This is a genomic window from Methylosinus sp. R-45379, assembly GCF_001644125.1.
Taxonomy (GTDB): Bacteria; Pseudomonadota; Alphaproteobacteria; order Rhizobiales; family Beijerinckiaceae; genus Methylosinus.
In genome coordinates this window covers 106,813-131,204 of record NZ_LUUM01000057.1, presented here as the reverse complement: position 1 = coordinate 131,204, position 24,392 = coordinate 106,813, and the positions used below count along the sequence as shown (strand labels likewise).

Below are 24,392 nucleotides of genomic sequence, written 5' to 3'. Positions count from 1 at the left end.
CTCTCCGTATTTTAAAAACACGGGCATTTTCGATCGGGCCGCGCCGGCCAGTTCTCTGAGCAGAACTCTCGTTTCCTCTAGGCCTCGCTTCGGCGGCGGGAGGGGACTTCCGATCGAGAACGCCCGATCCGCAACGCCAACCCCATGCCGGCGCCGCGCCCGAAAGGGCATTCCAGGAGAACTCATGTCAACTGCTACTGAGCGCGCCCCGTCGCGCGAGGACTTTGCCGCCCTGCTCGAAGAAAGCTACGGAGAAAACGAAGCTTTCGAGGGTTCCGTCATCAAGGGCCGCGTGGTCGCCATCGAGAAGGACGTCGCCGTCATCGATGTGGGCCTCAAGACCGAGGGCCGCGTCGCCCTCAAGGAATTCACCGGCTTCGGCCGCGACCCGGCTCCCAAGGTGGGCGAAGAGGTCGAGGTCTATCTCGAGCGCATCGAGAACGCGCTCGGCGAGGCCGTCATCTCGCGCGACAAGGCGCGCCGCGAGGAGAGCTGGGTCAAGCTCGAGAAGGCCTTCGAAAGCAATGAGAAGGTCGAAGGCGTCATCTTCAATCAGGTCAAGGGCGGCTTCACCGTCGATCTTGACGGCGCCGTGGCCTTCCTGCCGCGTTCGCAGGTGGACATTCGTCCGATCCGCGACGTCGGCCCGCTGCTGAACGTGCCGCAGCCCTTCCATATTCTGAAGATGGACCGCCGCCGCGGCAATATCGTCGTTTCGCGCCGCACCGTGCTCGAGGAGAGCCGCGCCGAGCAGCGTCACGAGATTGTGGCCAACCTCGAAGAGGGGCAGGTCATCGAGGGCGTCGTCAAGAACATCACCGATTACGGCGCCTTCGTCGATCTCGGCGGCATCGACGGCCTGCTGCATGTCACCGACGTGGCCTGGCGCCGCGTCAATCATCCGAGCGAAGTGCTCACCATCGGCCAGACCGTGCGCGTGAAGATCATCAAGATCAATCACGAGACGCATCGTATCTCGCTGGGCATGAAGCAGCTGCTCGAGGATCCGTGGCAGGGCATCGAGGCGAAATATCCGATCGGCGCCAAATTCCACGGCCGCGTCACCAACATCACCGACTACGGCGCCTTCGTGGAGCTGGAGCCGGGGATCGAGGGCCTCGTCCACGTCTCGGAAATGTCCTGGACGAAGAAGAACGTGCATCCCGGCAAGATCGTCGCGACGAGCCAGGAAGTCGACGTTCAGGTGCTCGAGGTCGATCCGGTCAAGCGCCGCATCTCGCTCGGCCTCAAGCAGACGCTGCAGAATCCGTGGGAGGCCTTCGCCGAGAAGCACCCGCAGGGCTCCACCGTCTCCGGCGAGGTCAAGAACAAGACCGAGTTCGGCCTGTTCATCGGCCTCGATGGCGATGTGGACGGCATGGTCCATCTCTCCGATCTCGACTGGAATCGCCCCGGCGAGCAGGTCATCGAAGAGTATAAGAAGGGCGATGTCATCACCGCTCAGGTGCTCGACGTCGACATCGAGAAGGAGCGCATCTCGCTCGGCGTGAAGCAGCTCGCCAATGATCCTTTCGCCTCGGTCGCCGAAGAAGGCGCGGGTGGCGAGGTGAAGAAGGGCGCTGTCGTCACCACCGAGGTGCTCGAGGTGAAGGAAGCCGGTCTCGAGGTGAAGATCCTCGGCACCGACCTCACCACCTTCATCAAGCGCAACGAGCTGGCGCGCGACCGCGCCGACCAGCGTCCCGAGCGTTTCGCCGTCGGCGAGAAGGTGGATGTCCGCATCACCCTCTTCGATCGCAAGGCGCGCAAGGTCGCCGTGTCGATCAAGGCGCTGGAAATGGCCGAGGAGAAGGAGGCGATCGCCCAATACGGCTCCGCCGATTCGGGCGCCTCGCTGGGCGACATTCTCGGCGCGGCCCTCAAGGCCCGCGAGGAAGCGCCGAAGAAGTAAGACGACGATCGAGGGAAAGCGCTTTCCCTCGCTCTGTTCTCAGCGCCCGCTCTCTTCAGAGAGCGGGCGTTTTCTTTTTTGAAGCCGTCATGCGCCGCCTTCTGGACCTGTTCGCGCTTCGAGACGCCCCGCTTGCGCGGGGCTCAGCACGAGGGAGGCATCACGCGGCTCTTTGGTTTCGATTCCTCGCCGTCATCGCGAGCGGAGCGAAGCGATCCAGAGTCGCGGGGCGGCTCCTGGATTGCTTCGCCTTCGGCTCGCAATGACGCGCCGGTCACTCCGCGGCGGTCTTCAATTCCTCCGCGCGCACCACATCCAATCCGCGGAAGATCGCGCAGCGCTGGAATACGGCGATATCCGGCTTGACCTGCTTCTGATGGCAGAATTTCGCCGTCAGCTTGGCGAGGCCCTTGATGTCGCGGCCCGTCGCATAGGGGAAGACGGTGACGAGATCGTCGATCAGCGCATCGGCGAGCTTCAGCTCGAACTGATCCGACATCACGCGCCAGATGCGGCGCTTCGCGTCATCGTCCGGCGGGCTGTATTTGATGAGCGCGATGCAGCGGGAGACGATCGCCTCGTCGATATCATCGACGCGATTGGTCGTCAGGAACAGCAGGCCGTTGAAATATTCCAGCACACGCAGGAACACGCCGACCACGGCGTTCATGGCGATGTTGTCGTCGCGCCGCTTGATATAGACGTCGGCCTCGTCGATCAGCATCACCGCGCCCCAGCGTTGCGCGCGGGTGAGGATTTCCTTCAGCGCGGTCTCCATCGTCGCGACATTGAGGCCGAGCTGGCCGGAATGCACGCGATAGAGCGGCCGCTGAATAATCTCCGAATAGACTTCCGCAGTGAGCGTCTTGCCGACGCCGGGCGGGCCGGCGCAGAGCACTGTGGTGCCGCCCGACTTGCCGGCGACGATATCGTCCATCAGCACGTCCATCTCGGCGGTCAGAATGTCGATGAGATCGGTCTGCTCGGCGGGCAGCACCAGCTTCTGCTTCAGTGCGGGCTTATATTCATAGAGCTTCATCTCGTCGACATGCACCCACACATGGTGATGCAGATCGAGATGGAACATCAGAATGTAAGGGTGCACCGGAATGCGCTTGAAGAGATGTTCCGGAATCTGCTGCTGCATCACCGCGAGCTCGTCCTCGACGGTGAACTTATTGCTCTTCGACGCTTTGCGGATGAAATTGCCGAGCACGTCGCCGGGCGATTCCAGCGTCAGGCTGCGCGCCGAGAGAATGGCCTCGTCATTGACGAGGCGGGCGTCGCCGCCGCTGGTCGACAGCACCACGACATCCTTGCGCGACCAATCCGTGTCGCGATGCGAGGCGTTGGGGTCCTCGGCGTGAAAGCCGGTGCCGCGGCCGGTGAACTGCTGGCCATAGCGGCCGCGCCAATCGAAATAGGTCTCGGTCGCCGTGTCGAAGGCCGCGATCAGCTCGGGCGTCTCGCGGATAAAGCCTTTGACCGCGAGAATCTCGTTGATCGTGCGGCCCGCGATCTCCGCCGCCATGATGCGAATGGCGTTGGTGGTCAGCACGCCCTTGGCGTTGGATTTCAGCTCGATCATCACCTTGCCCGCCTCGTCGTTGGAGGCCGGCACATAATCGAAGCGGGTGATGACGTAAGGCAGAGGCTTGGAGGCGACGCTCGCCGTGAACAGCCAGCCGCGAATGGCGTCGGCGGTCAGATAGCGCACCATCGCCGGCAGAACCAGCTCGAGCTCGGTGGCCTCGAAGCGCTTGCCGCCGGCCTTCAGCGCGCCGCGCAGCGTCGCGAGCTGCGCAGCGCGGGCGCGCATGTCCGGGCCGGCCGCGCGATAGAGATCCTCGAGGAAGGTCAGCTCCTCGTCGGAGAGATGAGAGAATTCGACCTCGACTCTGTCGCTGAAGCGCAATTGTTCCGCGAACCCTGCACGGGCCGGGAATCGCGCCATCAGCGATTCGACATATTGGCGTTCGATTTGAATATTCATCGCCGCTCTCGCCTGTCATCGGGATAGGGGGGAAGCGTCAGAATGCGCGTGTCTTCGACAGGCCCTCCGACGGTGAAGTGGTAGACGTCCTGGAACTGCATATCGCCCGGCGTCAGGCCCAGAAGCTCATGGACCGTGTCGTCGAAGAAGCAGCCGATGCCGGTGCCGGCGATGCCCGCCGCGGTGGCCCAGAGATAGAGAGCCTGGCCGATGAGGCCGGCCTCGAAATGCAGGCGCCGATAGGCGAAGGCGCCGTCCGCCGCGAGCGCGCGGTCGAATTCGGCGATCATCGCGACGCTGAAGCAGCCCTTGCCGGAAATGGGCTGCAGACAAGCGAGCTTGGTCGCCTCTTTTTCCACAGAGCCCGCATAGAGCCGATAGAGCGGCAGACCTTCCAGCTCGACCAGCGCCCATTCGAAGTCCTTGCGCGAGGCGTCGCGCAGCCGCGCGGCGACATCCGAGTCGCGCTGCAGCGCATAGAGGCCGGGCTCCAGGCCATCGACGCGATGCACGAAGAGAATGAGCGTGATCGCCGCGCCCCAGGGGAAGGCGGAGAGCAGGGTGGATTCGCTCGGCAGCGTCGAGGCGATGAGCGCGGCGAAGGCCTCGCGCGAGATGGAGGTGGTTCCGTCCATCTTCTGCGCGCTGCGGCGCTTGCGCACGGCGGCGCCGATGGAGACGCCTTCGAAACCGGGCGCCGGCCATTGCGCGCGCGTCGGCGCCGGGGGCTTGGGCTGGCGCGGCTTGCGGCAGAATTGCCCGGCGAGATCGATGATCGGCCAGCCGTCGTGATCCTCGCTCAGCCGATTGGCCTGGCCGCGGAACTCGCGCGGCGCGTCGATGAGAGCGAAGAGATCGAGCGGCGTCGCCGGCCCCGGCTCGGTCGCGATCCACATCAGCAGATCGGGATGCTCCGGCTCGCGCTTGTGCCAGGCGTCGTCACGATCGAGGCCGACGAGCGCGGCGATCTCGCCGTCGGAAGGATCGGCCAGCGCCTGCGCGCGCCAGCCGAGCGCGGCGGCGGCCTGGGCGACGGCGCCGATCGCATGGCCGGCGTCGAGCTGGCAATAGCGAAAGGCGCGCTCGCCATATTTCCACGCCTCACGCCAGGGAATGGAGGAGAGGGCGAGCAGAAACCCGCCCTTGGGCAGCACGCGCGGCGCCGTATAGGTCGCGCGCTCCTCTAGCGCATGCAGCAGCGGCGCATAATGATAGAGTGCGGCGCCGGCGCCGAGCCCCTCCACCGCATCCAGCAGCACATAGCTTTCGGTGGGATGCAGATTGCCGGAGGAGGGGTTGTTGCGCAGCGCCCAGGTCGAGCCTTCATAGCTCTTCCAGGCGCTTATGCCGAAGGAAAGCTCGAGGAACAGGCCGAGCGCCCGAAGATCGAGCGCCGCCGGCTGCGGCGCAGGGCCGGGGAAGGAGGGCGTCTCCTCTATGATGGGCAGCGGCGTCTGCCGCACGCCCTCGAAGAGGCGGAAGGGCGAGGGCTGCGACGTCCAATCGAGAAAGCCCGGACCCATCGCATAGCGGTTCGGCGCATGCTTGGTGCGCCGATGGTAGCCGCGAATTTCCGTCGGCATGGTATCGCGATCGTCGAAGCTCATAAGCGCTCCCGCTCCCCGCCGCAGAGACGGGGAAGGTATGGATTTTGATTGTCGGCCACTCGATCGGATCCCGACACGCAGCCTAGGGGGATTCAAGGATCGTGCCTTGTTCGCTGCGCCGCAAAAAAATGATCGGCGCCAGCAAAATCAGTCTGATAGTTAAATGCAGCCGTGTCGGTTTGGGAACGGCTCGAACAAAAGGAGCCTACCGATGTCGCAAATTGTCGAAGTCGCAGCCGCCGAGCATCGGCATTTTGGCGCATTGGTGACGATTCGCGTGGGCGAGCAGCCGCTGCGGCGGCTGACCCCGAACGAGGCGGGCATTCTCTCCCGCGCGCTGGCGGCGGTCGCCAATGGCTCCAGCGCGGAAAAGACCATCTTCATGAGCCCGATCGCCAGCGATCACGAGTTCGAGGCGCAGGTCCAGGACGATGGCGTCACGGTGAAGGCCACGGACGGGCCGGAAATATTTCTGGACTGGACGCAGACCCGCATATTGGCCGAGGCGCTGGCGAAGCTGGCGGGCTGACGCGGGCTTCGTCCCGCTCGCGCGCTCATGCTTGCAACCCGAGGCGAAGGCGCGTATTTTCATCATCGGATCGGCGCAGCGCCGATGAGACCGAGGAACTGAGCTTTGGCGGCAATGGCCACCATCACGATTGACGCGGCGCGCTCCTCGGCGCTCGAGACCGCGCGTCTTCTTTCGAGCCTGCTGCTTCTTAGTCGCCCCTGAACGCCCCCAGGGCCGCCCGGCCCAGGCATTCAGGGGACTGCCGAGCTAAGACGAAACGAGAGCGCCTGCAGAGCGGGCCGAGCAGTTCAGGACGAAGCCATGACCGACAATAATCCTTCCGCCGCCCGCGACGCCGATCGCGTCGTCATTTTCGACACCACTCTGCGCGACGGCGAGCAGTCGCCCGGCGCCTCCATGAACTTCGAGGAGAAGCTCGAGGTCGCCGACATATTGGACGAGCTGGGCGTCGATATCATCGAGGCCGGTTTCCCCGTCGCCAGCCAGGGCGATTTCGAATCGGTGCTCGAGATCGCCAAGCGCGTGAAGAACGCGACCATCGCCGGACTCGCCCGCGCCGCCGCCAAGGATATCGACCGCTGCGCCGAGGCGCTGCGCCACGCCCGCAATCCGCGCATCCACACCTTCATCTCCACCTCGCCGGTCCATATGAAATACAAGCTCCAGATGGAGCCGGAAAAAGTATTGGAGATGATCGCGTCTTCCGTCTCGCGGGCGCGCAATCATGTCGCCGATGTCGAATGGTCGGCCGAGGACGGCACGCGCACGGAACATGATTTCCTGTGCCGCTGCGTGGAGACGGCGATCGACGCCGGCGCGACGACGATCAATATTCCAGACACGGTCGGCTATTCGACGCCGCAGGAATATGAGGCGCTGTTCCGCATGGTGCGCGAGCGCGTGCCCAATGCCGACAAGGCGATCTTCTCGGTCCATTGCCATGACGATCTCGGCCTCGCGGTCGCCAATTCGCTGGCCGGCGTGCGCGGCGGCGCGCGGCAGATCGAATGCACCATCAACGGCATAGGCGAGCGCGCCGGCAACGCAGCGCTGGAAGAAGTGGTGATGGCGATGCGCACGCGCCCCGATGCGCTGCCCTATCGCACCAACATCGACGCGAAACTCCTGACTCGCGCGTCAAAACTCGTCTCGGCGGTGACGTCATTCCCGGTGCAATATAATAAGGCCATCGTCGGCCGGAACGCCTTCGCGCATGAGAGCGGCATCCATCAGGACGGCATGCTCAAAAACGCGCATACGTACGAGATCATGACGCCGGAGAGCGTCGGCGTGTCCAAGACCTCGCTGGTCATGGGCAAGCATTCCGGCCGTCACGCCTTCAAGGAGAAGCTCAAAGAGCTGGGCTATGAGCTGGGCGAGAATGCGCTGGAGGACGCCTTCAAGCGCTTCAAGGATTTGGCCGACCGCAAGAAGCTCGTCTATGACGAGGATATCGTCGCGCTGGTGGACGACGAGATCGTGACCGCCAATGACCATATAAAGGTCGCGGCGCTCACCGTCATCGCCGGCACGGCCGGGCCGCAGACGGCGGCGCTGACCCTGGACATAGACGGCGAGAAGAAGACGCATCAGGCGACTGGCAATGGTCCCGTCGACGCCATTTTCAACGCCATCAAAGCGCTGGCGCCGCATGAGGCCTCGCTCGAATTGTTCCAGGTCCATGCCGTCACCGAAGGCACCGATGCCCAAGCGGAAGTCTCGGTGCGTCTGTCGGAGGACGGAAAATCGGTGACGGGCCGCGGCGCCGATCCGGATACGCTGGTCGCCTCGGCGCGCGCTTATGTGGCGGCGCTCAACAAGCTGATGGTCAAGCGCAATAAGACCAAGCCCGAGGCGATGAGAGCGGGCTGAGGCTTTCGCCTGTTCATATTATTCGAGGGACGCGGCGACGCGTCCCTTGTTTCGTTTTGCCGGCTGGCCCGAAATTCTCTACAAGGTTCGCGGATGGCGCGACGTCCCGTCATTGCGAGGAGCGAAGCGACGAAGCAATCCAGAGCCGCGGCCCACGGCTCTGGATTGCTTCGCTTCGTTCGCAATGACGGCTGTCCGCGCCTGTCATCGACTCCAAGCGAAGGAAGCGCGAAATGCCGTCACTCGACAGTTTCAAAGCCCTAGAGACGCTAAAGGTCGGAGACGACACCTATCACTTTTTCTCGCTGAAGGCGGCCGAGGCCAATGGCCTCGAGGGCGTCTCGCGACTGCCCTATTCCCTGCGCGTGCTGCTCGAGAATCTGCTGCGCAACGAGGACGGCCGCTCCGTCACCAAGGAGAATATCGAAGGCTTCTCCAAATGGCTGACCGAGAAGGGCAAGGCCGAACGTGAGATCGCCTTCCGCCCGGCCCGCGTGCTGATGCAGGATTTCACCGGCGTTCCCGCCGTCGTCGATCTCGCGGCGATGCGCGACGCTTTCGTCGCGCTCGGCGGCGATCCGCAGAAGATCAATCCGCTGGTGCCGGTCGATCTCGTCATCGATCACTCCGTTATCGTCGACGAATTCGGCACTAGAAAAGCGCTCGAGGCCAATGTCGAGCTCGAATATGAGCGCAATGGCGAGCGCTATCGCTTTTTGAAATGGGGCCAATCTTCCTTCGACAATTTCCGCGTCGTGCCGCCGGGCACGGGCATTTGTCATCAGGTCAATCTCGAATATCTCGCCCAGACCGTCTGGACGAAGAAGGAGAAGAGCCGCAACGTCGACGGCAAGAAGGAGACGATCGAATACGCCTATCCCGACACGCTGGTCGGCACCGATTCGCACACCACAATGGTGAATGGTCTCGCCGTGCTCGGCTGGGGCGTCGGCGGCATCGAGGCGGAGGCGGCCATGCTGGGCCAGCCGCTTTCGATGCTCATTCCCGAGGTCGTCGGCTTCGAGCTGACAGGCGAGCCGAAAGAGGGCGTCACCGCCACCGATATCGTGCTCACCGTCACGCAAATGCTGCGTAAGAAGGGCGTTGTCGGCAAATTCGTCGAGTTCTTCGGCAAGGGGTTGCCGCATCTCTCGCTCGCCGATCGCGCGACCGTCGCCAATATGGCGCCGGAATATGGCGCGACCTGCGGCTTCTTCCCCGTGGACGAGGAGACGCTGGACTATTTGAAAATGTCCGGCCGCTCCAATTCACGCATCGATCTCGTCGAGGCCTACGCCAAGGCGCAAGGGCTCTTCCGCGAGGCCGACACGCCCGACCCGGAATTCACCGACACCATCTCGCTCGATCTTTCAACCGTGGTTCCGTCCCTCGCCGGGCCGAAGCGCCCGGAGGGCCGCGTCGCGCTCGAGGATGTCGGAACCGCTTTCGCGAGCGCGCTCGCGAGTGAATATAAAAAGCCCGGCGATGTGACGCAGCGCTTCTCCGTCGAGGGCACGAATTACGATCTCGGCCATGGCGATGTCGTCATCGCGGCGATCACCTCCTGCACCAACACCTCAAATCCGAGCGTGCTGATCGGCGCCGGCCTGCTCGCCGCCGCCGCCCATGAGCGCGGCCTCAAGGTAAAGCCTTGGGTGAAGACCTCGCTCGCGCCGGGAAGCCGCGTCGTCGCCGAATATCTCGATAAGGCTGGCCTGCAGAAGGATCTCGACAAGCTCGGCTTCAATCTCGTCGGCTTCGGCTGCACCACCTGCATCGGCAATTCCGGTCCGCTGCCGGCGCCGGTCTCCAAGACGATCAACGATCATGACATCGTCGCGGCGGCGGTGCTGTCCGGCAATCGCAATTTCGAGGGCCGCGTCAATCCGGATGTGCAGGCGAACTACCTCGCTTCGCCGCCGCTCGTCGTCGCCTTCGCGCTGGCCGGCTCGGTCGCAAAGGATTTGACCAAGGAGCCGCTCGGCCATGACAAGAAGGGCGAGCCGGTCTTCCTGCGCGACATCTGGCCGAGCAACGCCGACATTCAGAAATACATCCGCAAGAATGTGACGCGCTCGCTGTTCCGCGACACTTATGCGGATGTCTTCGAGGGCGACAAGCATTGGCGCAAGGTCGACGCCCCCTCGGGCGAGACCTATAAATGGTCGGGCGGCTCCACCTATGTGCGCAATCCGCCCTATTTCGAGGGGCTGACCAAAGAGCCCAAGCCGATCCAGGACATTGTCGACGCGCGCATTCTGGCGCTGTTCGGCGATAAGATCACCACCGACCACATCTCGCCGGCGGGCTCGATCAAAGCCGCCTCGCCCGCGGGACACTGGCTCACCGAGCGCCAAGTCTCGCCGGCGGATTTCAACCAATATGGCACGCGCCGCGGCAATCACGAGGTGATGATGCGCGGCACTTTCGCCAACATCCGCATCAAGAACCATATTCTGCGCGATGAGGCGGGCAATACGCCGGAGGGGGGCGCCACCAAGCATTTCCCCGATGGCGAGACGCTCTCCATCTACGACGCCGCGGCGAAATATGCCGAGGAGGGCGCGCCGCTGGTCGTCTTCGCCGGCGCCGAATATGGCAATGGCTCCTCGCGCGACTGGGCGGCAAAGGGGACCATGCTGCTCGGCGTGCGCGCCGTCATCGCGCAGAGCTTCGAGCGAATCCACCGCTCCAATCTCGTCGGAATGGGCATTCTGCCTTTGACCTTCGAGGTGGGGACGAGCTGGGCCTCGCTCGGCCTCACCGGGGCGGAGAAGGTGACGATCCACGGCCTCGCCGGCGACACGCTGACCCCGCGCCAGACGCTCCACGCCGAGATCGTCTATCCGGACGGCAAGCAGCTGAGCGTGCCGCTGCTGGCGCGCATCGATACGCTGGACGAGCTCGAATATTTCAAGAATGGCGGCATTCTGCCCTACGTTCTGCGCCAGCTCGCCGGCTGATAAAGGCGGCGTCTCGGACGTTTTCTCCTTCTCCCACTTGTGGGAGAAGGCGCCCCTTGCGTCAGCGAGGGGCGGATGAGGGCTCGAGGGACTGCCGCGCGTTACGGAAAAGCGCGAATGCTGCGGGGACCCTCATCCGACCCCGCTTCGCGGGGCCACCTTCTCCCGTGAACGGGAGAAGGGAGCGCCCTTCCTGATAGATGAGCTGAATTCATTCATCATCTTACGGCAAAGCTTTTGACAAGCCGCCCGATCGGCTCCATGAGATGAATAATTCTCATCCATAGGAGGCGGCGATGCGGGCTCTGCCCTCGCTTGTGTCCTTGCGCGCGTTCGAGGCGGCGGCGCGGCGCGAGAGCTTCAAGCTCGCCGCTGCGGAACTCGGCGTCACGCCGACGGCGATCAGCCATCAGATCCGGGGTCTCGAAACCGAGCTCGGCCTGCGTCTCTTCACGCGCAAGGCGCGCGAGGTCGCGCTGACGCCGCAAGGTCTTGCGCTCTATCTCGATTTGCGCGTCGCCTTCGATTCCATGGCCGAGGCGGTGGATCGCGCGCGCCGGCCGAGCGAGCGCAAGCAGGCGGCGACCCTCTCCGCCACCGTCGCCTTCACCTCACGGGCGCTGGCGCCGCGCGCCGAATCCTTCCGCGGCCAGAATCCGGGCTGGGATCTGCGGCTGCACGCCTCCGACCGCCCGGCCAATCTGCGCGCTGGCGAGGCGGATGCGGCGATCCGCTGCGGCGTCGGCCAATATTCCGGCCAGGTGGCGACGCCGCTGTTCACAGACCGCTACGCGCCCGTGTGCAGCCCGCGGCTAGACATACGCCGCCCCAAGCATCTGGCCGGGGCGACGCTCATTCACCGCGAATGGGGGCCGCACGCCAATGGCCCGCGTCTGCCGAGCTGGCGCCGCTGGGCCGACGAGCGCGGCTCCAAGAGCTTCGACCCGGAGGTCGGAACCGTCGTCGCGGACGAGGAGAGCGCCATACGCGCCGCCGTCGCCGGTCAGGGCGTGGCGCTGGCCAGCCTGTCGTTGGTCGCCTCCGAGCTCGCCTCCGGCGCGCTGGTGCAGCCCTTCGGCCCGGTGCTCGACGGCTTGCAATATGACTTCGTCCATCCCCTCGGCGCCGAAGACCGGCCGGCGGTCGCCGCGCTGAAGGATTGGGTCGTCGCCGAATTCGCCGCCGAGCCGTGCAGTCTTCCGCGCGGCTGAAAACAGCCGCGAAGCGCGGTCAGTTGCCGAAGGGGCTCGTCATCGGCGCCGACTGCCAGCTCTTCACGCTGGTGACGGAGCGATAGCGCTGTCCCGGTCCATAGGCGAGCGCGTGAGAGCGATGCGGCCGATGATGCAGACCCGCGACATGGGTCCGATGCGGCTTATGGGCGGCGTAGCGCGTCGCCGGCGAGGAGCCGGTGATGGAGATCTGCGCGCCCTCCTCCTGCACCAGCTTGTAGAGCGTCGCGGCGTTGGCCGGCGAGACGCGCACGCAGCCATGCGAGGCGGGACGGCCCAGCGCGCCGGTCGCATTGGTGCCGTGGATCGCGTAGCCGCCGCTGAAGAAGATGGAATGCGGCATGGGCGACATGTGATATTTGCGCGAATAATGCATTTTCTGCAGGCCGGTGGGCGCATAGGTGCCGCGCGGCGTCACATAGCCCGCGCGGGCGGTCGAGACCGGCCAGCTATACGAGCCCTTGGAGGACTCGACCTGCATTCTCTGGGTGGAAAGATCGATATGGATTTGCACGGTCGCCTGCGCCGCGCCGATCGATGCGAACATCGCAACGAGAACGAGCCCGAGGGCTTTGAAACAACGCATCACAACACTCCCCGACGAACACGAGACACACGCCGCACAGTTAGGGCGGCATAAAAAGGCGCCGCCTACGTAGGGGCAATCTATATCCGAGGGTAAGGTTGACGCGAAAGCCAAAAAACGAGGCGAATCGATTCGCCTTCTCTTTCCGATGCTGCGCGGACTGGCGAAAAGACCGAAAAGCGCCCAGAATCTGACCGATTCTCGCTTCCGCTCCCTCACTTCGCCACGAAAGCCGCAGAAATGATCCAATCGAGATCGGCCGCACTCGTTCTCTGGCTCGCCGCGATCGCCCCGGCCTTCGCGCAGGACAGGGGCACGTTGGACCCCAAGCCCTTGCCGCCGCTCGCCCATCCCGACGATCCGTCGACGCCCGCCAAGGAGCTCTTCGGCCGCGCCACCAGTCCCGCCCCGCTCGATCCCGATCCGATCGGCTTTTATTCGCATGGCTGCCTCGCCGGCGCCGAGGCTCTCCCGGTGAACGGCCCGAATTGGCAGATCATGCGCTTGTCGCGCAATCGTTTCTGGGGCCATCCGGCGCTCATCGGCTTTCTGCAGCGCCTCGCCCCGGCGGCGTCGCAGGCCTCCGGCTGGCCGGGCCTGCTCATCGGCGATATTTCGCAGCCGCGTGGCGGGCCTATGCTGACCGGCCACGCCTCGCATCAGATCGGCCTCGACGCCGATATTTGGCTCACCCCCATGCCGCAGCGGGAATTGTCCCGCGCCGAGCGGGAGGAGATGTCCGCCACCGATATGGTGCGCGAGGATCGGCTCGATATCGATCCCAAGGTGTGGACCGAGGGGCATCTCGCGGTTCTGCGCACGGCGGCGCGCGCGCCGGAGGTGCAGCGCATCTTCGTCAACGCCGCCATCAAAAGGGCGCTGTGCCGGCAGGCGACGGGCGACCGCTCCTGGCTCGCCAAGGTGCGCCCCATGTTCGGGCACAATTACCACTTCCACATCAGGCTCTATTGCCCGAAGGATGCGGAGAGCTGCAAGGATCAGGACCCCGTGCCGGCGGGCGACGGCTGCGATTCATCCCTGGCCTGGTGGTTCACCGACGAGGCGCTGCACCCCAAGAAATCGACTAAAACCTGGCCGCCCATGACCATGGCCAAGCTGCCCGGCGAATGCCGTGAGGTGTTGAAGGCGCGATAGATGAATCGAATTCAGCTCGGATCGACGCTGAGCCCTACGGGGCAGGCGACGCCCGTCCCGCCCAGGCCGCAATAGCCGTCGGGGTTCTTGGCCAGATATTGCTGGTGATACTCCTCGGCGTAATAGAAGCGCGGGGCCGGCGCGATCTGCGTCGTGATCGGCCCGAAGCCTCGGCCCGCCAGCGCCTCGCCATAGGCGCGCTTGGACGCCTCGGCGATCCGCAGCTGGTCGTCCGAATAGCAGAAGATCGCCGAGCGATATTGCGTGCCGACGTCATTGCCCTGCCGATTGCCCTGCGTCGGGTCGTGGCTCTCCCAAAAGACGCGCAGCAGCTCCTCATAGGAGATTTTCGCGGGGTCGAAGACGACGAGCACCACTTCCGCATGGAAGGTGCGGCCCGTGCACACTTCTTTATATGTGGGGTTCTCCGTGGTCCCGCCGGCGTAGCCGACGGCCGTCGTATAGACGCTCTCGCCGAGCTTCCAGAAGCGGCGCTCCGCGCCCCAGAAGCAGCCGAGCCCGAAGACGGCCTGTTCCAGCCCCGGCGGAAAGGGGGCTTCGATAGGATGATGATTGACGAAGTGATCGGTCATTTTTATCGACCTTTCGCTCGATATGCGCCGAGCCCCCGATATGGCCCCGCGGCGCCGGCGGCGAAAGGGCGGTCAGCGTAAGGGATAGTCGATCGGCCGGCGGCGCTTGCGGCTCAATGCAATGAGCAGGCCGCCGAGGCCGGTGAGCGTGAGGCTCAAAGGCGCGAGCAGCAGAGCGAAGACGATGGAGCCCCAGATTTGCGGGGCCTTCTGCTCCAGCGCGATGCGAAAGGCCTTCATCTGCGCCGGAAAAAGATCGGCCGCGCCTTCGCTGAGCGGGGTGACATGCAGCCCGTCCCCGGCCAGCGAGCGCGTGCCGTCGACGATGAGGGCCGCAAATCCCCCGGCCAAAAGGAGGAGACCGAGAAAACGGACAATCAATCTCAGCATGGCGGTTTCGAGCCCCAAGGGGAGGCTGATGAATAGAATGCGCCGGGCCGTCTGTCCACGCCGGGCCGCCACGAGGCGAGAGAATGTCGCTTCGGCGTGGATTTCCCTACGGAAAGATTTGCACTCTGGCGGCTTGTGAATATAGTGCGCGCCGATCCGGGGCCGAATCTGAGCCGGCCAGGGTCGATGGAGGGGTGGCCGAGTGGTTGAAGGCGCACGCCTGGAAAGTGTGTATACGGGAAACCGTATCGCGGGTTCGAATCCCGCCCCCTCCGCCAGTTCGGCCGATTTTCCTCTTCGGTCCGATATTCTTGCCGCAAGACCGCAAGCGGCGTGGCGAACCGCCGTTTCCATTCCATCGCCTGACGTTGTTGCAGCCTAAAACGGCCGATCGCCGTCCGGCGGTAGGGTTACGCTACGCTCGTTCAGCCATTATTCTGGCGACACTCGCCAAAACGCCTTCCTGCGCCGCAGTGGAGCCTGGCGCGTTTCCGAGATAGGCGGCGACCACGATCGGCTCACGACCGGGCGGCCAGATCACACCAATATCGTTGGTGGAAATTCCCTCCCAAGTGCCGGGCTTGTTCGCAATGCGCCATCCGGCAGGCAGTCCGACGCGCAAGCGTCGCGTGGCCGCGTCCTTGGCCTCGACCATCCAACTCGTCAACCTTGCACGCGACGCTTGGGAAAGGGCATCGCCCAATAGCAGCCGGCGCAATGTCCCGACCATGGCGCGGGGCGTCGTCGTATCGTGCGTTTCGCCCGGCTTTACGACATTGAGCGCCAATTCGAAGAGATCGGACCGCGTGACATGATCGCCGAGGGATCGCAAATAGGCGGTAAGAGCGGTCGGACCGCCAAAACTGTTCAGCAACAGATTGGCGGCGGTGCTGTCGCTGACGGTGATAGCCGCCTCGCAAAGCGCCTCGATCGACATGCCTTCAGGGCCGACATGAGGGTGGGTCGCCTTGTAAGGGGTCACCAGGTCACGCTCGGTGAAGACGATGCGCCGGTCGAGCCTTTCCTTTCCGAGGTCGACACGGGCCAGGACATGGGCGACGGCCAGCGCCTTCATTGTGCTGCACATGGCAAAGCGCTCGTCGATTCGGTTACCTATGATCCGACCGGTCGCACAATCCAGCATGGCCACCCCCAGCCGCCCAGCGCTGCGCGCTTCGAGCTCCTCGAGCTCGGCTTCGATGCCTCGAGGGCTGCTCAGGGCATTGGAAGAGGTCGACAGCGGCGCTGCGACAGCCATTGTCATCGAGGCGATCGCGGTACGACGGGTCAGGATTCGAGAAGACATGGAGTTTCCATACTATGTGCCCATTCCGGTGAAAGGATGATACCTCTTGAAAAATCGACTTGTCGTGATTTCTGGCTGTTCGGGTGGAGGGAAGTCGACCCTCCTGGCCGAGCTGAAGGCTCGCGGCCATATTGTCGTGGAAGAACCTGGTCGCCGCATCATCGCCGAGGAAACGGCCAGCGGTGGCAGCGCATTGCCGTGGGGCGATCTCGCGATGTTTCTGCGTCGCGCAATCGGCATGGCGCTGGCGGACCACGTGGCGGCGGTGGAGCAAAAGGGCTGGGTGTTCTTCGATCGCGGCCTTGTCGACGCGGCGTCGGCATTGGAAGCTTTGATCGGCGAACCGGTCCTGCGTCCGTTGTGTATAACGCATCGCTATCATCGCCGCATGTTCATGGCGCCGCCTTGGCCCGACATCTATGTGACCGATACGGATCGCAAGCACGGGTTCGATGCGGCGGTGGTCGAGTATCGCCGCCTCATGGAGACCTATCCGGCGCTGGAGTATGAGGTGTTGCACCTGCCGAAGAGCACTACGGCGGCGCGTGCCGATTTCGTGCTGGCCTCCCTGGATGGCATGAACGCGGCGGACGGACGAAGCCAAGTGGCATCATAGGACTATAAGTGCAGTTGCAGTTCTTATCTTCGTCGGACGCAACCCAAGCTCTCGCCGCCACTGAATCGCCCTTCGCCGAATGAGCGCGACGCCCGCGGGTGAGCTGCGCCTTATGCGGAGACTTCCGTAACTTTCCTCGGCTATTCAGCGAACTCGCTCCGCGAAGCGCGCGCATTTCTGCTGCGCCTGCCAGACGCGTGGAGGTGGGCGCCGATGAGAGAAGCTCGGATCGCATGGATCGATAATGCGAAAGGGATAAGCGTCATCCTCGTCGTCATGATGCACTCCGCGCTCGGCGTCGGGGAGGCCATGGGGGGCGAGGGGCTGCTGCATTGGCTGGTGGCTTTCGCCAAGCCGTTTCGCATTCCCGGCTTCTTCTTCATCGCCGGGCTCTTTCTGTCGCGCGCCATCGATCAGGACTGGCGGAGCTATCTCGACAAAAAGGTCGCGCATTTCGCCTATTTCTATTGCCTGTGGCTGTTCATCCAATGGCTGTTCAAGAGCGCGCTGCGGCCCGGCGCCGATCCGCTGACCGCGCTCGGGCAATTGGCGCTCGCCCTGGTCGAGCCGTTCGGAACCTTGTGGTTCATCTATCTGCTGCCGATCTTTTTCGTCGCCACCAAGCTGCTGCGCCTCGTTCCGACGCCGATCATGCTGCTGGCGGCCGCTCTGCTGGAGATGGCGCCGATCGAGACCGGCTGGGCGGTTCCCGACGAATTCGCCGCCCGCTATGTCTACTTCCTGTCCGGCTATCTGTTCGCGCCGCAGGTCTTCGCTCTGGCCGAATCGGCGCGGCGGCATCCGCGCGAGGCGCTCTGCTGGCTGCTCGGCTGGGCTATGGCCGACACGGCTCTGGCTTTCTCGCCCTCGCCCTCGGCGGATTATCCGACGCTCGCCTTGCTGCCGCTGGTCAGCCTCGTCACGGGCTTCGCCGGCGCTGCGGCGGTCATCGCCGGGGCCGCTCTGCTCGCCGATCTTCCGTCGATGGAATGGCTCCGCTACTGCGGCGCCAATTCGCTGGCCATCTATCTCGGATTCTTTCTGCCGATGGCGGCCGCCCGCAAGCTGATCGTCGATCATGATCTCGTGGATAGCGTGGGCTTGGCCTCGCTCATCGTCACTATGGCCGGCGTCACCTTCCCGCTGCTGCTGCATCGCGTGACCGAGCGGGGGCGATTCCGCTTTTTGTTCGAGAGGCCGCGGTCCTTCCGGCTCGAGCCCGCCGAATCGGGCGCCGCGCGGTCGGCGCGGCAGAACGCTGCGTAGAGCGTCGGGGATTTTTGTCCTGTGGGTGAGGAGGGCCGCGGGCCTAGGCCGCGGACAACGGGACAGCGCCCGTAAGTCGCCTATCATCTGAAGCGATGATCTTTGGAGCGGGCGAAGGGATTCGAACCCTCGACCCCAACCTTGGCAAGGTTGTGCTCTACCCCTGAGCTACACCCGCATCCGTGTCGCGGCGACGCGACGGGGGTCCTTATGCCGTAATCGAAGCGTGATTGCAACTGTCTCGGCGACAGTCTCGCACGGCTTCGCACAGGCTGTGGATGATCTATCTTTTCGCCGCCGGCTGCGCTAATCCCTGCGGTCTCGCGCCGGCGCCCGAAATGGCGGCCCGGCGCGCGAATTCTTGTACTCGGCCCCTGTCCGCCCGCGGATTTCCGCCCTTGAGCCACTCGACGCCAGACGATTCCGACATCCGCCGCAAGCGCATAAAAATTCGCGCCTGGCGCCGCGGCATGCGCGAGATGGACATATTGATGGGCCGTTTCGTCGACGCCACGGTCGATTCTCTGCCCGAGGCCGAGCTCGACGATCTCGAAGCGCTGCTGGACGCCGAGGATGATGTGGTTTTCCGCTGGCTGTCGCGCGCCGAGCCGGTTCCCCCGCGCTACGACACGCCCCTCTTCCGCCGGATCGCAGCTTTCCACACGCATGAGAAGCCGATCGATCTTTAGAGCATGTTCCCGAAAGGCGCGAAGCGGTTTTCGGAAGAGAATATGCGAGTTCAAACAGCTCCAAACGGCCCCGACGTTCCGATGACCGATCTCAAATCCGCCGTCGCCCGCCTGGAAAAGGGCGACAAGCTCCGCTTCGTGAATGTCCCGGACGGTTTCGACGCTTTCGTCGCCGCCGATCTCACCCGCGCGCTGGCCCGCGTCGCGGAGGGGCGGCCGGCCGTCTTCGTCCATGTGGCGCGCGATGCGCAACGCTCGGCGGCTTTTCGCGAGGCGTTGCGATTCGCCGCGCCCGAGGTGGAGGCGCTGGATTTTCCCGGCTGGGATTGCCAGCCCTATGATCGCGTCTCGCCCAACGCCGCCATTTCCGCCCGCCGCATGACGGCGCTGGCGCGTCTCGCCCGCTCCAAATCCTCGGCCGAGCGGCCGCGAGTCGTCATGACCACGGTGGACTGCCTGCTGCAGCGCGTGCCGCCGCTGGAGAATGTCGCCGCCGATACTTTTTCCGCCGCGCCCGGCAATGTCGTGCATCTCGACGAGCTGGCGCTGTGGCTGGAGACCAATGGCTTTCTGCGCTCCTCCACCGTGCGTGAGACCGGCGAATACGCCCAGCGCGGCGGCATCGTCGATCTCTATGCGCCGGGAATGCCGGGGCCGATCCGCCTCGATTTCTTCGGCGACACGCTCGAATCGATTCGCAGCTTCGATCCCGAGAGCCAGCGCACCATCGGGCAGCTGCGCTCGCTCGATCTCGTGCCGATGAGCGAGCTGCGGCTCACCAGCGACACGATGCGGCGCTTTCGCCAGGCCTACACCACGCGCTTCGGCGGACAGACGCGCGGCGACGCGCTCTATGAGGCGATCAGCGAGGGCCGCCGCCATCAGGGCGCGGAACATTGGCTGCCGCTCTTTTATGCGCGCATGGGCAGTGTTTTCGATTATGTGGGCGAGGCGCCGCTGCTGCTCGATCCGCTGGTCGAGGAAGCCGCCGGCGAGCGGCTGACGCAGATCGCCGATTATTACGACGCGCGCAAATTCGCCTATGACGCGGCGCCGGCCGACTCCAACTACAAGCCGCTGCAGCCGGATCAGCTCTATCTCACCATAGAGGAATGGCGCGGCAAGCTCGAGGGCCGCAGCCTCGCGACCTTTTCGCCCTTCGCCGCGCCCGACGGCGCCGGCAAGGAGACGATCGATTGCGCCGCCCGCGCCGGCCGCGATTTCGCGCCCGAGCGCAATAATGAGGACACCAATGTCTTCGAGGTCGCCGTCGAGCATGTGAAGGCGCTGCGCGGCGCCGGCAGAACCGTCGTCGTCGCCGGCTGGTCGGACGGCTCCTGCGAGCGTCTCGGCAGCGTGCTCGCCGAGCATGGGCTGCGCGATCTCAAAACCGTCGCCTCTCTGCCGGCGGCCTTGGCGCTCGGCAAGGGCGCGGCGGCGCTCGCCGTGCTCGGCGTGGAGCATGGTTTCGAGACGGAAGGCCTCGCCATTCTCGGCGAGCAGGACATTCTCGGCGACCGCCTCGTGCGCCGCCGGCGCAAGACCAAGCATACGGAAAATCTGCTCGGCGAAGTCGCCGCGCTCTCGGCCGGCGATCTCGTCGTGCATGTCGATCACGGCATCGGCCGCTTCATCGGCCTGGAGACGATCACCGCGGCCGGCGCGCCGCACGACTGCCTCGAGATTCACTATGCCGGCGGCGACAAGCTCTATCTGCCGGTCGAGAATATCGAGCTGCTGACCCGCTACGGCTCCGAGGATACGGAGGCGGTTCTCGACAAGCTCGGCGGCGTCGGCTGGCAGACGCGCAAGGCGCGGCTGAAGAATCGCATTCGCGAGATGGCCAAGGGCCTCATCGCGATCGCTGCGCAGCGCAGCCTGCGGCAGGCGACCAAGCTCGTCCCGCCGGAAGGGCTCTACGACGAATTTTGCGCGCGCTTCCCTTACGACGAGACGGAGGATCAGGCCGCGGCGATCGAGGCGGTGCTGGACGATCTCGGCTCGGGACGGCCGATGGATCGGCTCGTCTGCGGCGATGTCGGCTTCGGCAAGACGGAAGTGGCGTTGCGCGCCGCCTTTTGCGCGGCGATCAATGGCCGCCAAGTGGCTGTCGTCGTGCCGACGACATTGCTCGCGCGCCAGCATTACAAGACTTTCTCGACGCGCTTCTCCGGCCTGCCGATTCGCGTCGCGCAATTGTCACGCATGACGCACGCCTCCGACATGCGCCTCGCCAAGGCCGGCATTGCGGACGGTACAGTCGACATCGCCGTCGGCACGCACGCCGTGCTCGGCAAGGCGATCTCCTTCAAGGATCTCGGCCTCGTCATCATCGATGAGGAGCAGCATTTCGGCGTCGGCCATAAGGAGCGGCTGAAAGAGCTGCGCGCCGAGGTGCATGTGCTGACGCTCTCGGCGACGCCCATTCCGCGCACTTTGCAGCTCGCCATGACGGGCGTGCGCGAATTGTCGCTCATCGCCACGGCGCCGGTCGATCGTCTCGCCGTGCGCAGCTTCGTTTCGCCCTTCGATCCGCTCATCGTGCGCGAGGCGCTGCTGCGCGAGCGTTATCGCGGCGGCCAGGCTTTCTTCGTCTGCCCGCGCATCGAAGATCTGGAAGACGCCGCCGCCTTTTTGCGCGAGGCTGTGCCGGAGGCGAAATTCGTCATGGCGCATGGGCAAATGGCGGCCGGCGATCTCGAAGAGCGCATGACGGCTTTCTACGAGGGGAAATTCGACATTCTCCTCTCGACCACCATCGTCGAATCGGGCCTCGACATTCCGACGGCCAACACGCTCATCGTCTGGCGCGCCGATATGTTCGGCCTCGCGCAGCTCTATCAGCTACGCGGGCGCGTCGGCCGCGCCAAGACGCGCGCCTATGCGCTGTTCACCACGCCCGCCAATAAGACCATCACGCCGCAAGCGCAAAAGCGTCTCGAAGTGTTGCAGAGCCTCGACACGCTCGGCGCTGGCTTCCAGCTCGCGAGCCATGATCTCGACATTCGCGGCGCCGGCAATCTCCTGGGCGAGGAGCAGTCCGGCCATATCAAGGAGGTCGGCTACGAGCTCTACCAGCAGATGCTGGGCGATGCGATCACGCTGCTGAAGGCCGGCATAGAGGAGCCGGAGGAGGAGGCCTGGTCGCCGACCATCGCCATCGGCGCGCCGGTGACGATACCGGAAGATTATGTGCAGGACCTCACTCTGCGCCTGCAGCTCTATCGCCGTCTGTCGACGCTGGAGACAGATCAGGACATCGAATCCTTCGCAGCGGAACTGATCGACCGTTTCGGCCCGACGCCGCCGGAGGTGGAGCTGCTCTTGAAGATCGTCGCCATCAAAGCGCTCTGCCGCCGGGCGCATGTGGAGAAGCTGGAGGCGGGCCCCAAGGGCGTCATCGTCGCCTTCCGCGACGGCAATTTCGCCGATCCAGCCGGCCTTGCGCGCTTCGTCATGGAGCCGGGCACTCAGGCAAAGGTGCGCCCAGATATGAAGATCGTCTTCATCCGCGATTTCGCCGATATGAAAAGCCGTCTCGAGGGCGCGCGCCGCATATTGCGCACGCTGGTGTCGATCGCGGAGAAGAAGAAAGCGGCGTGATCTCGTCGCGCTCATGCGCGACGAGCCCGACGGCCTCGGTCAGTGGCCGCCCTTGGCCTCGTGATAATTCTCCACATTGGTCTGGAAATCGGCGACGCATTCTTGCGGAACCTCGTCGGCGATCTCGGGCCGCGCGTCGAAGCAGCCGCCGAGCATTTCCGGGCCGGGCGGAAATCCCTTGCAGAGCGAGACATAGATCGCATTGCATTCGCGCGAGAGTTTTTCCTCCAGCGTTCTGGCGATGAGCAGGCCGTCGATCAGGTCGCGCGCCTCCTCATTCGTCTTCGCCGCGCCGATGATCATGGGCTCGCCGCGCAGATCGAAGACCATGAGCGTTGAGGCCGCGGCGCCGTCGGCGCGCTGATAGGCGACGCGCACGATCAGCCCGGCCGGCGCGCCGGCGGGATCGAGCCGCCATTCGGCCAGTTTCGCGCCCGTGACATTGGGAAAATTGCCGAGCGAGAAGGCCGAGGCCATGGGCCATTCCAGTGAATAGAGCGTTTTGCCGCGCTCCAGCACGAGGAAGCTGCGCGGATCATCGTCCACGACATAGACGGAAAAGCCGCCGACGCCGGCGCAGTGGAAAATCGCGGTCCTGCCGCTCCTCTCCAGCGTGCGGTTCGCGAGCTTCAGGCGATCCGTCGCGGGGCAGTTCTGGAGAGAGCTATATTGCGATTTCGGCTCCGCGGCGGGAGCGGCGCAGGCGTGGCAGGTGAAAGCGTGGGAGGTGAAGGCGAGAAGAGAAAGGGCTATTCCGCGGATCATGCCGGCTCGGCCTTTCGATGCGACGGGGGCGGCGACTATATAGCGACCGACGAAGGGCGAAGCGATGATCGGCGCTGCTCAGCCCTGGATCTCCTTCAGTCTCGCCCCGCGGGCGACGCAGACGCGATCGCGGCCCAGCGTCTTGGCGCGGTAGAGCGCTTCGTCCGCGCGGCGCATGGCGTGGGAGAAGCTCTCGTCCGCGGCGATTTCGGCGACGCCTATGCTGACGGTGATCGGGGGCAGGCGCGGCGTGACATGCAGCGCCGCCGCCTGCCGGATCATCTCGGCGACGCGCCGTCCTCGAGCGAGCGGCGCGCCTGCCAGGAAAATGACGAACTCCTCTCCGCCCAGGCGGCCGGCGAGCGCGCCTTCGGGGGTCGTCAGCCGCAGCAGCGCGGCGAAATATTGCAGAACCTCGTCGCCGACCGCATGGCCGAATCGATCATTGACCCGTTTGAAGTGATCGAGATCGAGGAGAACGACCGTCGTCGGATCGCGCTCGGCCTGCGCGCTCGCGAGCCGAGGCGCGCAAGCGAGGTCGAAGCCGCGCCGGTTCAAGAGCCCGGTCAATTGATCGATCTCCGCCGCGCGGCGCGCCTCGCGGATCGCCTCCTGCGCGACGATGAGCAAGGTGAGCAGCCCCGCTGCGATCAGCAGAACGCCCGTCGCCGATTGCGAGGCGATCGCATAAGAGCTGGCGACATATTCGCTCGGCGTGCGGCCGACGCCGAAGGCGGTCGCGAAAAAGGGCTTCGCGAGGAAATGCGCGGCGATCAGCCCATAGAGGCCGGCGAGCGCTATTTCGAGCGCCGCGCGTCGGCCCGCGAGCAGGATGATCCAGCCGCAGCAGGCTGTCGCCAGAGCATAGGGCGTCTGATAGACGAGGTTGAAGGCGAGACTGTCTTGCGGCCATTCGCCGATCGCCGCGCCGCTGAGCAGCGCCGCGCCATAGAGCCCCGCGACGGCGCTCCAGCGCGGGCCGCGACCATAGAAGCGGGCGAGAGAGGCCGACATCAGAAACAGGCCCGCGCAAAAGCCCACATAGTTCAGCGCGCCGAAGATATCGGGCCAGACTCCCAAGTGAACGACGAAAAGGCACAGCGGAGCCGACATTCCGAGCATGTAGCTCGCAGCGAACCACAACGCCCGGCGGTCGGCCGGATTGGCCAGAGCGACGAAGGCGAAGCTCGCAGCGAACAGCGCCGCGATCATGACATTGACGATGAGAGCGTAGGACGCGCCGAGCATGGGACTCCCGAGATGCCGGGAATAGACCTATAAGGTTGACAATTCGCGTCATTTTCATGTCGGC

18 protein-coding genes and 2 tRNA genes are annotated in these 24,392 nt (G+C 64.6%); 11 read left to right on the top strand and 9 right to left on the bottom strand.

The window, feature by feature from the left end; all coding sequences use genetic code 11:
- The first annotated feature begins 184 nt into the window (after window positions 1-184).
- Window positions 185-1,912, top strand: a complete 1,728-nt coding sequence (rpsA, locus tag A1351_RS03590; protein WP_024878055.1) for a 30S ribosomal protein S1 — start codon at window positions 185-187, stop codon at window positions 1,910-1,912.
- Window positions 1,913-2,186: 274 nt separating this feature from the next.
- Here rpsA and A1351_RS03585 read toward each other — a convergent pair whose 3' ends face one another.
- Both A1351_RS03585 and A1351_RS03580 read right to left on the bottom strand, forming a co-directional pair.
- Window positions 2,187-3,905: an ATP-binding protein gene (locus A1351_RS03585; protein WP_024878054.1), complete on the bottom strand. Its 1,719-nt coding sequence runs from the start codon at window positions 3,903-3,905 to the stop codon at window positions 2,187-2,189.
- Window positions 3,902-5,488, bottom strand: coding sequence for a SagB/ThcOx family dehydrogenase (locus A1351_RS03580; protein ID WP_064032239.1), 1,587 nt, complete (start codon window positions 5,486-5,488; stop codon window positions 3,902-3,904). Before A1351_RS03580 ends, A1351_RS03585 begins: the two co-directional genes overlap by 4 nt.
- 235 nt (window positions 5,489-5,723) lie before the next feature.
- Here A1351_RS03580 and A1351_RS03575 point away from each other — a divergent pair, with 235 nt between their 5' ends.
- The 4 genes from A1351_RS03575 (at window position 5,724) to A1351_RS03560 (ending at window position 12,090) form a co-directional block, all read left to right on the top strand.
- Window positions 5,724-6,041 carry a hypothetical protein gene (locus A1351_RS03575; RefSeq protein WP_024878052.1) on the top strand — a complete coding sequence of 106 codons (318 nt, stop codon included), beginning with the start codon at window positions 5,724-5,726 and terminating at the stop codon, window positions 6,039-6,041.
- Between the two features lie 303 nt (window positions 6,042-6,344).
- Complete coding sequence (locus A1351_RS03570) at window positions 6,345-7,916, top strand: 2-isopropylmalate synthase (protein WP_064032210.1); 1,572 nt, start codon at window positions 6,345-6,347, stop codon at window positions 7,914-7,916.
- Window positions 7,917-8,149: 233 nt separating this feature from the next.
- Window positions 8,150-10,879, top strand: coding sequence for an aconitate hydratase AcnA (gene acnA / locus A1351_RS03565; protein WP_064032208.1), 2,730 nt, complete (start codon window positions 8,150-8,152; stop codon window positions 10,877-10,879).
- Between the two features lie 296 nt (window positions 10,880-11,175).
- Window positions 11,176-12,090 (top strand): LysR substrate-binding domain-containing protein, encoded by a 915-nt coding sequence (locus A1351_RS03560; RefSeq protein WP_026599733.1) that lies wholly within the window; start codon window positions 11,176-11,178, stop codon window positions 12,088-12,090.
- A 19-nt stretch (window positions 12,091-12,109) separates the two neighbouring features.
- Here A1351_RS03560 and A1351_RS03555 read toward each other — a convergent pair whose 3' ends face one another.
- Entirely contained in the window at window positions 12,110-12,697 is a 588-nt protein-coding gene (locus A1351_RS03555) for a L,D-transpeptidase (protein WP_024878048.1), read from the bottom strand.
- Between the two features lie 240 nt (window positions 12,698-12,937).
- Here A1351_RS03555 and mepA point away from each other — a divergent pair, with 240 nt between their 5' ends.
- Window positions 12,938-13,852, top strand: coding sequence for a penicillin-insensitive murein endopeptidase (mepA, locus tag A1351_RS03550; protein WP_064032206.1), 915 nt, complete (start codon window positions 12,938-12,940; stop codon window positions 13,850-13,852).
- Between the two features lie 11 nt (window positions 13,853-13,863).
- On the opposite strand, the gene msrA is transcribed toward mepA, so the two are convergent.
- Together msrA and A1351_RS03540 are read right to left on the bottom strand one after the other, a co-directional pair.
- Window positions 13,864-14,445: a peptide-methionine (S)-S-oxide reductase MsrA gene (gene msrA / locus A1351_RS03545; RefSeq protein ID WP_157096071.1), complete on the bottom strand. Its 582-nt coding sequence runs from the start codon at window positions 14,443-14,445 to the stop codon at window positions 13,864-13,866.
- Between the two features lie 72 nt (window positions 14,446-14,517).
- Window positions 14,518-14,835, bottom strand: coding sequence for a hypothetical protein (locus tag A1351_RS03540; RefSeq protein WP_024878045.1), 318 nt, complete (start codon window positions 14,833-14,835; stop codon window positions 14,518-14,520).
- Between the two features lie 188 nt (window positions 14,836-15,023).
- On the opposite strand from A1351_RS03540, the gene A1351_RS03535 reads away from it, so the two are divergent.
- A tRNA-Ser gene (locus A1351_RS03535) sits at window positions 15,024-15,113 on the top strand.
- 137 nt (window positions 15,114-15,250) lie between these two features.
- Here A1351_RS03535 and bla read toward each other — a convergent pair.
- Entirely contained in the window at window positions 15,251-16,141 is an 891-nt protein-coding gene (gene bla / locus A1351_RS03530) for a class A beta-lactamase (protein WP_036308515.1), read from the bottom strand.
- Window positions 16,142-16,187: 46 nt separating this feature from the next.
- On the opposite strand from bla, the gene A1351_RS03525 reads away from it, so the two are divergent.
- Both A1351_RS03525 and A1351_RS03520 read left to right on the top strand, forming a co-directional pair.
- Window positions 16,188-16,757: an AAA family ATPase gene (locus A1351_RS03525; RefSeq protein ID WP_024878043.1), complete on the top strand. Its 570-nt coding sequence runs from the start codon at window positions 16,188-16,190 to the stop codon at window positions 16,755-16,757.
- Window positions 16,758-16,970: 213 nt separating this feature from the next.
- A complete protein-coding gene (locus A1351_RS03520) occupies window positions 16,971-18,023 on the top strand; it encodes an acyltransferase family protein (protein ID WP_064032200.1) in 1,053 nt (350 codons plus the stop codon).
- Between the two features lie 103 nt (window positions 18,024-18,126).
- Here A1351_RS03520 and A1351_RS03515 read toward each other — a convergent pair.
- Window positions 18,127-18,201, bottom strand: a tRNA-Gly gene (locus A1351_RS03515).
- Between the two features lie 220 nt (window positions 18,202-18,421).
- Between A1351_RS03515 and A1351_RS03510 the strand changes: the two genes are divergently transcribed.
- Together A1351_RS03510 and mfd are read left to right on the top strand one after the other, a co-directional pair.
- The gene (locus A1351_RS03510; protein WP_024878041.1) at window positions 18,422-18,712 is read left to right on the top strand and encodes a succinate dehydrogenase assembly factor 2; all 291 of its coding nucleotides are present in this window, start codon (window positions 18,422-18,424) and stop codon (window positions 18,710-18,712) included.
- 81 nt (window positions 18,713-18,793) lie between these two features.
- Entirely contained in the window at window positions 18,794-22,315 is a 3,522-nt protein-coding gene (gene mfd / locus A1351_RS03505; RefSeq protein ID WP_064032199.1) for a transcription-repair coupling factor, read from the top strand.
- Between the two features lie 39 nt (window positions 22,316-22,354).
- On the opposite strand, the gene A1351_RS03500 is transcribed toward mfd, so the two are convergent.
- Together A1351_RS03500 and A1351_RS03495 are read right to left on the bottom strand one after the other, a co-directional pair.
- Window positions 22,355-23,080 carry a hypothetical protein gene (locus A1351_RS03500; protein ID WP_064032197.1) on the bottom strand — a complete coding sequence of 242 codons (726 nt, stop codon included), beginning with the start codon at window positions 23,078-23,080 and terminating at the stop codon, window positions 22,355-22,357.
- 78 nt (window positions 23,081-23,158) lie between these two features.
- Complete coding sequence (locus A1351_RS03495) at window positions 23,159-24,328, bottom strand: diguanylate cyclase (RefSeq protein ID WP_064032195.1); 1,170 nt, start codon at window positions 24,326-24,328, stop codon at window positions 23,159-23,161.
- Between the last annotated feature and the right edge of the window lie 64 nt (window positions 24,329-24,392).